Raw genomic sequence first — 14,529 nt, 5'->3', positions numbered from 1 at the left:
AACCGTGAAAACAATAATAACGATGCTGGCAGCTTCCATCACGCTGCTGGCTAACGCCGCCGACCTCCCGGCCGGCATGATCAAAACCGCCAAGGGCAGCGCCGCCATCGAGCGCGACGGACAAAAAACACCAGCCAAAGCCGGCGCCGCACTGATGGCCAGCGACCGCGTGGTCACCGGCGCCGACGGCAGCGTGGGCATCACGCTGCGCGACGAAACGCTGCTGGCGGTAGGCCCGAACAGCAATGTGTGGCTGGAGAAGTACGCCTTCGATCCGACCTCGCACGAGGGGACGCTGAACGCCACGGTCAAGAAAGGCACGCTGGGCGTCATTTCGGGCAAGCTGTCCAAGCAGTCGCCGGGTGCGGTGCAGTTCCGCACCCCGACCTCGATACTGGGCGTGCGCGGCACCGAGTTTGTCATCGACGTCAAGGATGGAGAATAAGCCATGGCCCTGCTGCTTTGGGCTGTGTGCCTGCTGGCCGCTGTGTCGCAACTACAACGCGGACCGACCGAACAAATTACCCTGCTGCCGAACCAGGACGGCAAGCCAAGTGCCGTGATCATCACCTCGGCGGGCAAGGAAACGGTGCTGGATCAGCCTTACCAGACCGCCGCCGTCGACAGCCGCGGCGCCGTCGCCACCGTCAGCGACAGCGCCGAGATCAAGAACCGCTACCGCGCCCTGCTCGATACGCTGCCGCAGCGCGCCGCCGTGTTCATCGTCTATTTCGTGACCGATACCGACAACCTGACGCCGGAATCGGCGGCGCAACTGGCCGAAGTGAAGGCGCAACTGGCATCGCGCCCGGCGCCGGAGATTATCGTGATTGGCCATACCGACACCGTGGCCAAGCGTGAATACAACGACGCCCTGTCCCTGCGCCGCGCCGAGTCGGTCAAGCGCATCCTGGTGGAAGCCGGCATTGCCGCTGACCAGATCGTGGTGCAGGCCCGCGGCGAGCGCGAGCTGCTGATCAAGACCGCGGACGGCGTCGACGAACCGCGCAACCGCCGCGTCGAAATCCGCGTGCGCTGAACCGGCGCTTCAGGCCGGGGCGTTCCAGCGCAGCACCAGCAGCGTCAGATCGTCCGAGGCTTCCGCGCCGTTCACGTGGCGGCGCACGTCATCGCGCACGGCCTGCACCACGGCGGCCGGCGCGGTGGCGGCGACGCCGGCCAGCAAGCCGTTCAAGCGTTCATTGCCATACAACTCCCCTACCGCGTTCATCGCTTCGCTGATGCCGTCCGTGGTCAGGCACAGGCTTTCCCCCGGCTGCAGCTGGTAGCGCTGGACCGGGTATTCGAAATCATCCATCACACATAGCGGCGGACCATCCGCTGCCTGCAGCAGTTCGACGCGGCCGTCGGCCGTGATGCGGCGCGGCGCATCATGCCCGGCGTTGCACAGGAAAACCTGGCCGCTGGATGCATCCAGTATGCCGGCCACACTGGTCACAAACAGCATCTCGGGATTCTCGCGCACCAGTTCGCGGTTGGCGCCGTTCATGATGACGCTCATGTCGGCCTGGCTGCGCAAGGCGATGCTGCGCGACAGCGCCTTGGCCACCACCATGAACAGGCTGGCCGGCAGTCCCTTGCCCGAGACATCTCCGACCATGAAAAACACCCGGTCCTGATCCAGCATGAAGAAGTCATACAGGTCGCCGCCCACTTCCCGCGCCGGCTCCAGCAGCGCATCGAGTTCAAACCGGCGTTCGCCGGGGAAGGCGCTGGCGGCCTGCGGCAGGGACGCCATCTGGATGCGGCGCGCGGCATGCAGTTCACCGGCGGTGCGGGCGGCCGCTTCACGTGCGGCCTGCAAGGCGCGTTCGGACAGTTTGCGGTCACGTACCGCGGCGGCCAGCATGCTGGTGAGGAGGCTGAGGCAGATCGCCACATAGCCCAGCGCCACGCCGGCCGCATCAAACAGCAGGCCGGCGCGTGCAAACAGCAAGGCGCCGGCGCCAAACAACGCAGCGCCCAGCAACAGCGCCATCGGCACGCCAACCCGCAGGCGCTGGCGCGGCAGCAGCCAGATGGTCAGCAGGCTGCAGGCGGCAAACGCCGCCACTTCCGCCCAGCGCATCCAATGCGGACGTTGCAGGAAGGCGCCGTCAAAGAAGCTTTCGATCATTTGCGCGTGCGTGTCGACGCCGGGCAGCAGGTCGCCGCGCGCATTGGTTTTGTAGTCGCTCAGGCCAAGGCCGGTCATGGCAACGATGACGATCTTGTCCTGCAGTGCAGCCGGATCGACGAGGCCGCGCATCACATCCAGTGCGGAGATATAGCGGTCCATGGCCGGCGCCGAGAAATTCACCCACACCGCGCCATCCGGCAAGGTCGGCACGCGCAGGTCGCCGACCGAGACACTGTGCACCCCTGCTCCATCCGCTTCAATCTCCAGCGCGGGGGTGCCGGTGGCAACGCGCAGCAGCTCCATCGACAGCGAAGGCACCAGCGTCTCGCCAACCGCACCGACCAGCGGCGCGCGGCGCACAATGCCTTTTTCCAGATTGGCCGACAACAGCCCCTGTCCGCACGCTGCCGCCTGCAGCATCGGCAAACTGGACATCGCCTGCGGAAAGCGCATCACCGGCAGGCCGCCGGCGCCGGCCGCGCCGTGCACGCGCATCGGCCAGACGCGCAGGGCGTCGCTGGTGCCGGCTTCGGCGTGCATGAAGCCGGCCGTGCCCAGCACGATCGGTGCGCGCCGCATCTGCTCCGCCAGCAGCGCATCGTGCGACGGTAGCAGCGCCAGTTCATCACGCAGGCGGCCGTCCGGCAGGCGCGCCGCCAGCGCTTCAGGGGAGGTATTGTCCGGCTCCGGCATCAGGATATCCAGGCCGATGGCCAGCGGGCGTTGTTCCGCAATCTTCGCCAGCAGCTCACGGAACACGGTGCGTGGCCATGGCCATTGGCCGTATTCCTTCAGCGCTGCTTCGTCTATGCTGATGATGTGAACGGGGCCGGACTGGCGCTCGCGCGGAAAATGAACCTGATAGGCATCGAACAGCGCCAGGCGCAAGGCTGGCAGCGGCCCGTCGCCGCCGCCTGTCAACAGCCATGCCAGCGCGACGGTCAGCAGCAGCGCCAAAGGCCGCCCCTGCCCGGCGCGCACGCCGCTCCAGGCGCTGATAAGCAAGCGACGCAACATGGCGGCGCTTACAGCGGGATTTCCATGCCGTCGTACGCGGACACGATCTCCAGCGGCGCCTCGCCGGTGATTTCCGCATAGCGCCGCGTTTCAGCCAGCACGCGCGAGATCTGCGCGTCATCGTAGATCGGCTCATGGTGGAACAGGCAAAGCTTGTGCACGCCGGCCAGTTGGCACAGCTCCACCCCCACCACATTGCTGGAGTGACCCCAGTCGGCCTTGACGGAAATCGAATCGGCCAGCGAGTACATGGCGTCGAAAATCACCAGGTCGGCGTCGCGGAAGAAGTCGACGAAGGCCACCCGTTCGGCGGCGTTATCCAGTTTGTGCTCGGAGTCGGTACTGTAGATCAGCGTCTTGCCGCCATGTTCCAGCCGATAGCCGTACGAATCGCCGGCATGCAGCTGCAGCTTGGCGGTCACCGTCACATCGCGCACCCGCAAGGGCACGCCCGGCTCCATCTGCACGAATTCAATGGTGGCCCCCAGCTGGTGGAAGGCGACCGGAAAACTGATTGGCTCCTGCTGGCGGCGGAACGCCGTCTCCAGCTCTTTGTGGCAGCCGTAGATGATGATGCGGTTCCCCGGAATATACGCCGGGGTAAAGAACGGGAACCCCATGATGTGGTCCCAGTGCAGGTGCGACATGAACACGTGATAGGTCTGCGGCTTGCCCGGTCCGTACTTCGCCAGTTTGGAACCGGCCAGCGGACGCACGCCCGATCCCAGATCGAGAATGATGTGTTCATGAATGGCGTCGGTGTCCCACGCCTCCACTTCCACGCAGCTGGAATTGCCGCCGTATGTGCCGCTGACCTCAAAACCCAGATCATGATCAACGTAGTGCGCCACCTTCTCCGGCGTATCAAGATTGCGGCCGATGGCGCCTTCCAGCGCCGTCAACAGCTTGGCGCGAATCTGCTTGTGCGTGAGCGCCACCGGCAACGAGCCGCGTGCGCCCCAGATGCGCGCCTTCATGTGCCCACCGCAGCCAGCGCCGCGGCGCGGTCAGGGAAAATCTCGAACAGCATGTCGAAGCGGCTGATGGTGAATACCTCCAGCACCAGCGGCTGCAGGGACGCCAGCACCATGCGGCCGCCCTGCGGTTTGACCTGCTTGATCGCCACCATCAAGGCGCGCAGGCCGATGCTGCTGATGTAGCTGACCTCGGAGAAATCGATGACCAACGGCGCGCCGTCCTTGCGGCAGTCCGCCAGATAAGGATCCAGTGCCAGTTTAAAGGCATCGGCATGGGTGTGATCGATGCGGCCGGCGGGGCTCAGCACAACCGTGCGGCCCTCTTGTTTAGGCTGTAGTTCCATGGTGAAAACCCGGAGAAATTGAACAACTATTTTTGCATTATCACATCTTTTTATCCTTTTGACACCACCTAATGTTGCGTCCATCCATGCTATTCTTCGCGCTTGATGTATTTGGAGGAGCGTGCGCATGCCGTCACTTAATCAATTTTTCAAGCTCGCTGAGCACGGCAGCAATATCCGCACCGAAGTCGTCGCCGGGGTCACCACCTTCCTGACGATGGCATATATCATTTTCGTCAACCCGGCCATCCTGGGCGACGCCGGCGTGCCCAAGGACGCGGTGTTCGTGGCCACCTGCCTTGCCGCCGCCCTCGGCACCATCATCATGGGCCTGTACGCCAATTACCCGATCGGCATGGCGCCCGGCATGGGCCTGAACGCCTATTTCGCCTACGCCGTGGTGCTGGGCATGGGCGTGCCGTGGCAATCGGCGCTGGGCGCGGTGTTCATTTCGGGCTGCCTGTTCATCGTGGTCAGCCTGTTCAAGGTGCGCGAGCATATCGTCAACGGCATCCCCCATTCGCTGCGGGTTGCGATCACCGTGGGCCTGGGCTTGTTCCTGGCGCTGATCGCCATGAAAAGCGCCGGGCTGGTGGTGGCCAATCCCGACACGCTGGTGCGGGTCGGCGACATGCACAATCCGCACACCATCATGGCCATCTTCGGTTTTCTGCTGATCGTCACGCTGGACCGCCTGAAGGTGCCGGGCGCGCTGTTGATCGGCATCGTCGGTGTGACCATACTTAGCTTTTTCTTCGGCGGGAATACCTTCCACGGCTTCATCTCGCTGCCGCCGTCGATTGCGCCGACGCTGTTCCATCTCGACCTGCAGGGCGCCCTGAATATGGGCCTGTTCAATGTGGTGCTGGTGTTCTTCCTGGTTGAACTGTTCGACGCCACCGGCACCCTGATGGGCGTCGCCTCGCGCGCCGGCCTGCTGGTGAATGGCCGCATGGAGCGCCTGAACAAGGCACTGCTGGCTGACAGCTGCGCCATCGTGGCCGGCTCGGTGCTGGGCACCTCCAGCACCACCGCCTATCTGGAAAGCGCGGCCGGCGTGCAGGCCGGCGGCCGCACCGGCCTGACCGCGCTGGTGGTGGCCGGCCTGTTCCTGGCCGCCCTGTTCTTCGCACCGATCGCCGGCGTGGTGCCGGCCTATGCCACCGCGCCGGCCCTGCTGTTTGTCGCCTGCCTGATGCTGCGTGACTTCATCGACATCGACTGGAGCGATACCACCGAAAGCGTGCCGGCCGCGATTACCGCGCTGACCATCCCGTTCACCTACTCGATCGCGCACGGCATCGCCTTTGGCTTCATCACCTACGCCGGCCTGAAACTGGCCACCGGCCAGGCGCGCCAGGTCAAGCCGGTGGTGTGGGTGATTGCTGTGGTGTTCCTCATCAAGTACAGCTACGTCGCCGCCTGACGCACGTTATCCACCACCAGCATCGGCATTTCCCTGATCGGCAGCACGCCGATCAGGTTATGCAGCCGCATGCGGCACAGGGTGAGAAGATCTTCCTCCGGCGCTGCCAGCCGCATTTGCACTTCCATCCCGTGCGGCATGCTCGTGGTGCGCAGGGCGCGCAGCTCAATATCCAGCCGGCGCACCACCTGCAAGGCCGCTTCCAGTGTGGCGATGGGCGCATCTGGCTCGATGCAGAATCGGTAGCTTTTTTGTGTGGTATCCATGCTGATAGCATAGCCAGAACAGTGAAAAATAGGCTTCCTGAATTTACCCTTCCTCTCACTTTTTGCAGCAGATTATTCTTTCTGTCGTAGAATGAATGGAATATCTTTCTGGAGCCAGTATGGAAATCGATGAAATGGACCGTCGCATCCTGCGCGAACTGCGCAACGATGGCCGCCTGAGTAACACCAAGCTGGCTGAAAAAGTCGGCCTGTCCACCACGCCGTGCTGGAACCGCGTGCGGGCGCTGGAGGAAGGCGGCATGATCGAGGGCTACACGGCGCTGATCAGCCAGACCGCGCTGGGCTACCCGGATACCGTCATCATCGAAGTCACGCTGGACCGTCACGATGACGAGATCTTTGAAAAATTCGGCCAGGCGCTGGCCACACTGCCGGAAGTAATGGAAGCCTACCTGCTGACCGGCGATTACGATTATCTGATCAAGGTGGCGGTCGCCGGCACCGCCGGCTACGAGGAATTCCTGCGCAAAAAACTGTACAAGCTGCCTGGCCTCAAACACAGCCGCTCCACCTTCGTGCTGCGCTGCCTGAAGCGCACGCACTCGGTCGAACCCTGACATGGTGCGCAAGCGTACAGAGTGCTGCGCCATGATGGTCTAGGCTCAGGCTTCATCCCATCAGGAGAAGATAATGAACAAAACGATGAAGCTCGCCGTGGCGCTTGCCGCTATGGGCGTGGGCGCGCAGGCTTGCGCACAAATTACTTTTTACGAAGCGGATGGCTGGCGCGGCCGCGCCTACACCGCCAACGGCCAGGTGCGCGACTTGTCGCGCCTGGGCTTTAACGACCGCGCCTCGTCGGTGGTGGTCGATCGCGGCCGCTGGGAAGTGTGCGAAGACGCCAACTTCCGCGGGCAATGCATGGTGCTGCGCCGCGGCAGTTACGAATCGTTGCGCGGCATGGGGCTGAACAACCGCATCTCGTCGGTACGGCCGATCAAGGCGCGCGACCGCTACGACAACGAAGCGCCGCCGCCACTGGCTCAGCCGAGCTATGAATGGCGCCGCCGCCCGAGCGAGCGCATTGTCGAGGTGCCGGTCAGCGACGTGCGCGCCGTGGTGGGCACGCCGGAACAGCGCTGCTGGGTCGAACGCCAGCAGGTCAACGAACCTTCGCGCCCGAACGCCGGCGGCGTGATCGCAGGCGCCATCATTGGCGGCATCCTCGGCCACCAGGTTGGCGGCGGCACCGGACGCGATGTGGCCACCGCCGGCGGCGCGATTGCCGGCGCGGCGATCGGCAACAATGTCGCCAATCAGAACAACAGCTACTCGCGCGATGTGCGCCGCTGCGAGAACGTCAGCAATCCGCGACCGGAATATTGGGACGTGACCTACAACTACCGGGGCGTGCAGCACCGCGTACAAATGAGCACGCCGCCGGGCAACACCATCGCGGTTAACAGTAAGACCGGCGAACCTCGGATGTAAGGCAGCCCAACCCTTCCAGCGTGCGGCGGACCGCGACGTCCAGGGGCGTATGCGGTTCGCTTCCCAACACGGCCAGCAGACGTGCGTTTGACATGGGCACCGGCTGGCGCCTTCCGCTGCGCGCACCACGTCTCGCGATTCATGGCGTCGCCGACCAGCCATTGCAAGCCGTCGCCCTGCTTCGGCGCGCGGTTCAGTGCCCTCACCTGCCAGCCTCGCGCCACCAGCAAACGTGCCACCTCGCCGCCAATGCCGCCGCTTGCGCCCAGAACCAATGCTTCCATGTCGTTCTCCTTGAGTGAGTGCCGATGGATGCAGTGTGGCTCTGCGCAGGCTAAAAGAAAATTACTTAGCCGCTATACAATTTCGTATGACCTCTGCCGAACCAGTCCGGGATTTGTACCGTTCCTTCCTCTCCGTGCGGCAGGAAGGCTCGTTGTCCGGAACGGCACGCGCGCTCGGGCTGACCCAGCCGACGGTCGGCCGGCATATCGACGCCCTGGAACAAACGCTTGGCCTGTCGCTGTTCACGCGCTCGCAGGCGGGCTTCATCGCCACCGACGCCGCGCATGCGCTGCAGCCCTGTGCCGAGACGCTGGCCTCAGCCTCCTCCGCCCTGCTGCGCGCCGCTGCCGGCATCGGCCGGGGCGAGGATGCACAGATCAAGGGCGCGGTACGCGTCACCGCTAGTGAGGTGGTGGGCGTGGAGGTGCTGCCGCCGGTACTGGCACGGCTGCGCGAGACACATCCCGGCGTCACATTGAACTGGCGGTATCGAACCGCATCGAAAACCTGCTGCGCCGTGACGCCGACATTGCGTGCGCATGCAACGCCCGCGGCAGGACGTGCTGGTGGCGCGCCGCATCGGCAATATCGATCTCGGTTTTCACGCGCACCGCAGCTATCCGGAACGCCACGGCACGCCGCGCACCTGGGAGGAACTGGCGCAGCACGCGCTGATCGGCATTGACCGCGAAAGCACGCGCGCGCAGCATCATGCCGCTGCTGGCGGCGCTCGAAGGTGGCAACTATACGGTCCGCAGCGACAGCCTGCGCGGCGGTCTACACGGTGCTGGCCGCCGGGCTGGAAGACTACATTAACGGGAACTGAGCAAGCGGCGCGACTTGTGCAGCTCATCTTCCAGCTGCATGGTCTGATGCGCGGCCTTCAGCGTCGCCGAGTCGACACTGGCCTTGCGCACCAGTGGCCGCGGCAGATCGGCCCAGCGGCTGCGCGGCGCGGGCGTCAGCACAGGCGGCAGCACCGGTGGCGCGACATGCGCGTCGGCCGCCCCCTCCTCCTGCAGGGTGGTGGACTGCGGGCAGTCCGCATCCGTGTAGAGCACGCGGCCTTCCTGGTCCACGCATTTATTCACTGCAGCGCCGGCCGCGCCGCTCATCACGGCCAACGCCGCGCACAGGATGAGTTTCATGATCGATGCCCCTTTGACAAGTGACACCATCATCCGCCTTGGGCATGGGATGCGTCTGTGCGGCCCCGCACCCCCTATGATGCGGCATCTTCGCGTAATGTCGAGTACAATATCGCCTTCTTTCAGCAACACGCATGCCCATGAAATCTCTTTTCATTTTCTCCGCGCTTGCATTGGCCAGCGGTGGCGCCGCTGCCGCCGACTCGATAGACCCAGTCAACGCCCACGGCTGGAACACCTCCGCAGAACTGGGCGCCATCTCCACTTCAGGCAACACGGTCGGCACCTCGGTCACCGGCAAAATCGACTCCAAGCAGGAAACCGAAAAGTGGAGCAATGAATACATCCTGGCCGGCTACTTCAAGGACGAGGAAGTCACCGACGACAATGGCGATAAAGTGCGTGAGCGTTCCGCCCAGCGCTACTCGCTGTCGGCCAAAGCCGGCTACAAGCTGCTGCACGACGATCACGGCAAGCTGTTCGCGCTGGCCACCCACGTCGACGACCGCTTCGGCGCGTACACGCGCTACTCCACCGTCGGCATCGGCTACGGCACCCAGACCTACCAGTCGGACACCCACACGCTGGACGTGGAAATCGGTCCTGGCTACTTCCGCGGCGTACGTTCCGAAGGCAATGTCGAAAACGGCATGACCATCCGTGGCGCGGCCATCCTGAAGTGGAAGCTGAGCGACAACGCCCAGTTCCGCCAGAACGTCAGCGTGGAACGCGGCACCTCGAACATACATTCGATTGCCGAGACGGCGATCCTCACCAAAATCAACAGCACGATGCAGATGAAGGCGGCCTACAACATCCGCAACGACACCAACGTGCCCGCCGATAAAAAGAACACCGATACCCAAACTTCGGTAACGCTGGTTTACTCTTTCTAACTCCAAGACTAACTATGAACACTCCACGCACTCTCGGTACGCCCCTGTCCCCTACCGCCACCAAAGTCATGCTGCTCGGCTCCGGTGAACTCGGCAAGGAAGTCATCATCGCGCTACAGCGCCTGGGCGTGGAAGTGATCGCCGTTGACCGTTATCCGAATGCCCCGGGCCACCAGGTGGCGCACCGCGCCCACGTCATCAACATGACTGACGGCGCCGCGCTGGCCGCGCTGATCGAGCAGGAAAAACCGGATCTGGTGGTGCCGGAGATCGAAGCCATCGCCACCGACAAACTGGCGGAGCTGGAAGCCGCCGGCAAGATCACCTGCATCCCGACCGCGCGCGCCGCGCAGCTGACCATGAACCGCGAGGGCATCCGCCGCTTGGCCGCCGAGACGCTGGGCCTGGCCACTTCGCCGTACCGTTTCGCCAGCAGCCTGGAAGAACTGCAGGCCGGCGCCGCCGCCGTGGGTTTCCCTTGCGTGGTCAAGCCAGTGATGTCGTCGTCGGGCAAAGGCCAGTCGAAAGTGGATTCGGCCGCTGACGTGAAGGCCGCATGGGATTACGCTGCCGCCGGCAGCCGCGTGGATTCCGGCCGCGTGATCGTGGAGGGCTTCATCGACTTCGATTACGAAATCACCCTGCTGACCGTGCGTTCGCTGGGTGCTGACGGCAAGGTCGTTACCCAGTTCTGCGATCCGATCGGCCACGTGCAGGTGCATGGCGACTACGTCGAGTCCTGGCAGCCATGCCGCATGGACCCGGTGGCGCTGGAGCGCGCGCGCGACATCGCCGCCAAGGTGACCGGCGATCTGGGTGGCCTCGGCCTGTTCGGCGTGGAGCTGTTCGTCAAGAACGACATGGTGTGGTTCTCGGAAGTGAGCCCGCGTCCGCACGACACCGGCATGGTCACCATGGCGACGCAGGTGCAAAGCGAATTTGAACTGCACGCCAAAGCCATTCTCGGCCTGCCGGTCAACGTGGCGCTGAAAGCGCCGGGCGCTTCGGCGGTGATCTATGGCCAGCACGAAGCGGCCGGCATCGCCTTTGAAGGCGTGGCTGACGCGCTGCGCGTGCCAAACAGCGATATCCGCTTGTTCGGCAAACCGGAATCGTTCGCGCGCCGCCGCATGGGCGTGGCGCTGGCCACCGACGACGACGTGGAAACCGCGCGCATCAACGCCAAGGCCGCCGCCGGCCGCGTCAAGCCGGTCGTCAAAAAGTAATCACATACCCCGGAACAGATCGACGTAGTTACGGCTGACGACCAGCTGTTCCGGGCGGCCTTTCAGCTGCACCATCAGGCGGCCGCGAAAGTCCTGCCGCGTGCCTGCCACATGGCGCGCGGCGACGATCACACTGCGGTGTATCTGCCAGAACTGCTGCTCGTCGAGCTGCTCGCGCAGCTTGCTGATCGGGGTGCGGATCAGGCTTTCCCCGTCCGCCACGAACACGCTGGTGTACTTGTCGTTGCTCTGGAAGTAAATCACTTCATCGATCGGGATCAGGCGCGTTTCCTCGCCGTGCGAGGCGCGTATCCATTGCAGCGGCGCGGCGGCCGGCACTGGCGCTGCGGGTGCCGTCAGTTGCGCCAGCAAGGCCTGTAACGCCTCTGCCGGCACGGCTTGCGCCGGCCTGGCCAAACGCGTCTTCAGCTTGGCGACCGTCTTCTCCAGCCGCGCCAGGCTGGCCGGCTTGAGCAGATAATCTACCGCCGAATGTTCAAACGCCTCCACCGCATACTGATCGTAGGCGGTGACAAACACGATGTGCGGCGGCTTGGGGCTATCGGCCAGCCGTGCCGCTACATCCAGCCCGGTCAGGCCCGGCATGCGGATATCGAGGAACACCACGTCCGGCGCCTCGTCGTCGATCATGCTCAGCGCCTCGATGCCGTTGGCGGCGCGCGCGACCACGCGCAGCCCGGGCCATACGGTCTTCAGCTGGGTCTCAAGGTATTCACGCAGATGGGCTTCGTCGTCTGCGATCAGGGCGCGGATGGTATCGATGTTGGACTCGCATTCAAAGGCAGCATCAGGCGCACCGTCATGCCGCAAGGTTGATTTTCCAATAATTCTACCTTAGCGTTGGTGCCGTACAAACTGCGCAGGCGTTCGCGCAGATTACTCAGGCCCACGCCGCCGCCCGGCTTGCGTGGCGCCGCCTCATTCAGGCCCACACCGGTATCGCTGATGCGCACCGCCACATGGCCGCCCTCCACCCGGGCGCTGAGCACAATCTCGCCGCCCTCCACTTTCGGTTCCAGCCCGTGCGCGATGGCGTTTTCCACCACCGGCTGCAGCAGCATCGGCGCGATCGGGAACTGCCGCAATTCGTCCGGCAACTCGATACGGTAGCGCAGCCGGTCGCCCATGCGCACCGCCAGCACGTCCAGATAGGATGCAATCAGCTTGCTCTCGGAGCCGAGCGTGACTTGTTCGCTGCGGCTGGCGGCCAGGCTGGCGCGCAGATAGTCGATGAAGCGCTCAAGCATGTGCTGCGCCTGCGCCGGCTGCGGACCGATCAGGCTCACCACATTGGCCAGCGTGTTGTACAGGAAGTGCGGTTCGATCTGTGCCTGCAATGCGCGCAGGCGGGCTTCGGCCAGCATGCGCGCGCTGGATGCAAGGAATTCCTTTTGCCTGGCCTCCTCCACCGCGCGTGCCGCGCGCCGGTCCGCGGCCAGACGCACCAGATACAGCAGCACCGCCAAGCTGGCGCCGATCACCAGCGCCTCGGCCAGCACGCTGCGGTTGGACAGCACCCGGAGCGGGCTGGTGCCGCGCCAGATCAGATTCCCCAGCGCGATCCCGAGCGGCACACTGACGCCCATCAGCAGCATGCTGAATAACACGCGCGGCAATCCGCGCGCGCGGCGCGGCCAGCCATGCAGGAAGCGGTTGGACAGCACCGTGCCGGCATGGATCATGGCGCCGATCAGATTGGAGATCAGCAGCAAAGGCCAGATGTTCTGCGCGGCCAGCGCATTCTGGCGCAGCACCACGATCTCCACCGAGGCAAACATCAGGCCCATGCCGGTGCTCCAGATGACGGTGTACAGCATGTCGCGCCGCGCCGAACGCGGCCAGCGGCGAAACAAGGGGATCAGCTCCAGCGGATGCGACAGCGTGGGAATATCGGTTGAATTTTTCATGTCGGCAGAAAGTTACCATGAAAGCAAAGCGGTGCGCGATAGGGCAAGCGCGCCAATGCCATCGGACCGGCTTTCATGTTGTGCGCATCAAACACCGTCAGCACGGTCTGGGCGCGATGGTGGTGCTGGGCCACGCCAACCACATAGCCATCCGTCTCCGAGCGCGCGCCACGGCGCGGCGCCAGCACGTGCTCTTCCACCTCCCAGCCGGCGCCGAAGGCGTAACTGTCTGCCTTGCCGCTATCGGTATCGATCAGGTTCACGCTGTCCAGCGTCAGCTCGTTACTGCTGGCGCCCAGCACCAGCAGCTTGCGGTGGCGTGCCGATACCACTTGCGGCGCCACCCGCGGAAATTCGCTGACGCCGAACAGCCGCGCCTCGCGCGCCGTGCCGGTGGCGTAATCGAGCGTGATTTGCACCGTGCTGCTCTGATTGTCGCGCAGCGGGCGTATCTGCTCACGCGCCGCCAGCGAGGTTTTGATCAGCGCATCGCCATCGTGCAGCACCGCGTCCAGCCGGGTGCAGGCGCCGTCATCATAAGCATTCCCCAGATGGAAAACCGAGCGCGCCGGCAGTTCGAACACCTGGCGCAGCGTCAGCGTGTCCTTGGCGACCACCACCACCCGCAGCGGGCGCTGGTCGCCGGCCCATTGCAGGCTTTCGCCCAGGCTGCGCTCGGGCGCTGGACGCATGTCGTATGGCGCCAGCAGGAAAATCAGATGGCGGCCGCTGACCACAAAGTCGTGCACCATGTTCAACTGCGGCACCGGAATCATGGCGGTGCGCGCCACCTCGCCGGCGGCATTGAGGCGGTAGATGATCAGTTGGTCGGCGCCCGGCATATTCCCGAAGTTCCACAGCCCGCCGTCCGGATCCATCTTGGGATGGGCCGAAAACGGCATCGCCTTCAAGTCCTTGCGCCAGGTCTTGACGCCGCGCGTGGCCAGGGTTTGCGGATCGACTTCGGTCGCTGAACCGCCTTCCCATAGAGCGTACACGCCGCCGTTGAACGGCAGCAGATTGGTATTGGCCACGTTGACAGTATCGTTGTTCTTCACGCCCTTGCGACCGATGTAGGTGCCAAAGGCTGGATAGAGGAAGCGGCCGGCCTTGCTCTCTTCTTCGAACTTCTGCGTGGCGACGAAGCGGCCCATGTGGCTTACCTTGCCATCGGCGATTTGCCAGCGCTGGGCAAAACCATCGCCATCGAACAGGTGATGATAGCGCTCGCCGCCCAGTTCATAGCGTCCCGGCCCGTTGCGATAGAAGACGCCGCGCAGGTCAGCCGGCAAGCGGCCCAGCACCGTGGCCTGGCCGGACAGTTCGCCGACGGCGGAAAAGGTGCTGCCTGCCAGCGCCGGAAATGGCGCCACACCCAGAGCGGCGAGGCTGATAAATTGGCGACGGTTGATCATCACGGCCTC

The 14,529-nt window shown here is 64.3% G+C and carries 15 protein-coding genes and 2 pseudogenes; 8 read left to right on the top strand and 9 right to left on the bottom strand.

All coding sequences use genetic code 11. The annotated features are described in order from the left end of the window. The first annotated feature begins 4 nt into the window (after positions 1-4). Positions 5-445: a FecR domain-containing protein gene (locus ABDW57_RS18260; protein WP_343731596.1), complete on the top strand. Its 441-nt coding sequence runs from the start codon at positions 5-7 to the stop codon at positions 443-445. A 3-nt stretch (positions 446-448) separates the two neighbouring features. After that, positions 449-1,039 (top strand): OmpA family protein, encoded by a 591-nt coding sequence (locus ABDW57_RS18255; protein WP_343731595.1) that lies wholly within the window; start codon positions 449-451, stop codon positions 1,037-1,039. 9 nt (positions 1,040-1,048) lie between these two features. Here the strand turns inward: ABDW57_RS18255 and ABDW57_RS18250 are convergent, their stop codons facing one another. From ABDW57_RS18250 to ABDW57_RS18240, 3 genes are read right to left on the bottom strand one after another with little or no spacing between them, the layout of a single operon-like run. Continuing rightward, positions 1,049-3,157 carry a CHASE2 domain-containing protein gene (locus ABDW57_RS18250; RefSeq protein ID WP_343731594.1) on the bottom strand — a complete coding sequence of 703 codons (2,109 nt, stop codon included), beginning with the start codon at positions 3,155-3,157 and terminating at the stop codon, positions 1,049-1,051. 8 nt (positions 3,158-3,165) lie between these two features. Continuing rightward, the gene (locus ABDW57_RS18245; RefSeq protein ID WP_343731593.1) at positions 3,166-4,134 is read right to left on the bottom strand and encodes an MBL fold metallo-hydrolase; all 969 of its coding nucleotides are present in this window, start codon (positions 4,132-4,134) and stop codon (positions 3,166-3,168) included. Beyond that, positions 4,131-4,478, bottom strand: coding sequence for an STAS domain-containing protein (locus ABDW57_RS18240; protein ID WP_343731592.1), 348 nt, complete (start codon positions 4,476-4,478; stop codon positions 4,131-4,133). Before ABDW57_RS18240 ends, ABDW57_RS18245 begins: the two co-directional genes overlap by 4 nt. Before the next feature lie 127 nt (positions 4,479-4,605). Here ABDW57_RS18240 and ABDW57_RS18235 point away from each other — a divergent pair, with 127 nt between their 5' ends. Next, entirely contained in the window at positions 4,606-5,904 is a 1,299-nt protein-coding gene (locus tag ABDW57_RS18235) for an NCS2 family permease (RefSeq protein ID WP_343731591.1), read from the top strand. Here the strand turns inward: ABDW57_RS18235 and ABDW57_RS18230 are convergent. After that, a complete protein-coding gene (locus ABDW57_RS18230; protein WP_343731590.1) occupies positions 5,889-6,170 on the bottom strand; it encodes a hypothetical protein in 282 nt (93 codons plus the stop codon). The two genes, ABDW57_RS18235 and ABDW57_RS18230, sit on opposite strands and share 16 nt — an antisense overlap. Positions 6,171-6,289: 119 nt before the next feature. Between ABDW57_RS18230 and ABDW57_RS18225 the strand changes: the two genes are divergently transcribed. Then, positions 6,290-6,748 (top strand): Lrp/AsnC family transcriptional regulator, encoded by a 459-nt coding sequence (locus ABDW57_RS18225; RefSeq protein ID WP_343731589.1) that lies wholly within the window; start codon positions 6,290-6,292, stop codon positions 6,746-6,748. Positions 6,749-6,821: 73 nt separating this feature from the next. Next, positions 6,822-7,622, top strand: coding sequence for a beta/gamma crystallin-related protein (locus ABDW57_RS18220; RefSeq protein ID WP_343731588.1), 801 nt, complete (start codon positions 6,822-6,824; stop codon positions 7,620-7,622). 105 nt (positions 7,623-7,727) lie between these two features. Here ABDW57_RS18220 and ABDW57_RS18215 read toward each other — a convergent pair. Next, positions 7,728-7,906: pseudogene (locus ABDW57_RS18215) on the bottom strand (NAD(P)H-binding protein); the annotation flags it as partial. 86 nt (positions 7,907-7,992) lie between these two features. On the opposite strand from ABDW57_RS18215, the pseudogene ABDW57_RS18210 reads away from it, so the two are divergent. Then, positions 7,993-8,596, top strand: a pseudogene (locus tag ABDW57_RS18210) (LysR family transcriptional regulator); the annotation flags it as partial. A 123-nt stretch (positions 8,597-8,719) separates the two neighbouring features. Here ABDW57_RS18210 and ABDW57_RS18205 read toward each other — a convergent pair. Next, complete coding sequence (locus ABDW57_RS18205; RefSeq protein ID WP_343731587.1) at positions 8,720-9,055, bottom strand: DUF4124 domain-containing protein; 336 nt, start codon at positions 9,053-9,055, stop codon at positions 8,720-8,722. A gap of 140 nt (positions 9,056-9,195) precedes the next feature. On the opposite strand from ABDW57_RS18205, the gene ABDW57_RS18200 reads away from it, so the two are divergent. After that, complete coding sequence (locus ABDW57_RS18200) at positions 9,196-9,951, top strand: DUF481 domain-containing protein (protein WP_343731586.1); 756 nt, start codon at positions 9,196-9,198, stop codon at positions 9,949-9,951. 14 nt (positions 9,952-9,965) lie between these two features. Then, positions 9,966-11,177 carry a formate-dependent phosphoribosylglycinamide formyltransferase gene (gene purT, locus ABDW57_RS18195; protein ID WP_343731585.1) on the top strand — a complete coding sequence of 404 codons (1,212 nt, stop codon included), beginning with the start codon at positions 9,966-9,968 and terminating at the stop codon, positions 11,175-11,177. On the opposite strand, the gene ABDW57_RS18190 is transcribed toward purT, so the two are convergent. From ABDW57_RS18190 to ABDW57_RS18180, 3 genes are read right to left on the bottom strand one after another with little or no spacing between them, the layout of a single operon-like run. Next, positions 11,178-11,918: a LytTR family DNA-binding domain-containing protein gene (locus ABDW57_RS18190; protein ID WP_343731712.1), complete on the bottom strand. Its 741-nt coding sequence runs from the start codon at positions 11,916-11,918 to the stop codon at positions 11,178-11,180. 20 nt (positions 11,919-11,938) lie between these two features. Further along, entirely contained in the window at positions 11,939-13,105 is a 1,167-nt protein-coding gene (locus tag ABDW57_RS18185; RefSeq protein WP_343731584.1) for a histidine kinase, read from the bottom strand. Continuing rightward, positions 13,102-14,520, bottom strand: coding sequence for a carotenoid oxygenase family protein (locus tag ABDW57_RS18180; protein WP_343731583.1), 1,419 nt, complete (start codon positions 14,518-14,520; stop codon positions 13,102-13,104). Before ABDW57_RS18180 ends, ABDW57_RS18185 begins: the two co-directional genes overlap by 4 nt. Positions 14,521-14,529 lie beyond the last annotated feature (9 nt).

Origin of the sequence: Duganella sp., assembly GCF_039595735.1 — a bacterium.
GTDB lineage: Bacteria > Pseudomonadota > Gammaproteobacteria > Burkholderiales > Burkholderiaceae_D > Rugamonas.
The sequence above is the reverse complement of the archived record's forward strand: the minus strand, read 5'-3'. Positions and strand labels throughout refer to the sequence as shown.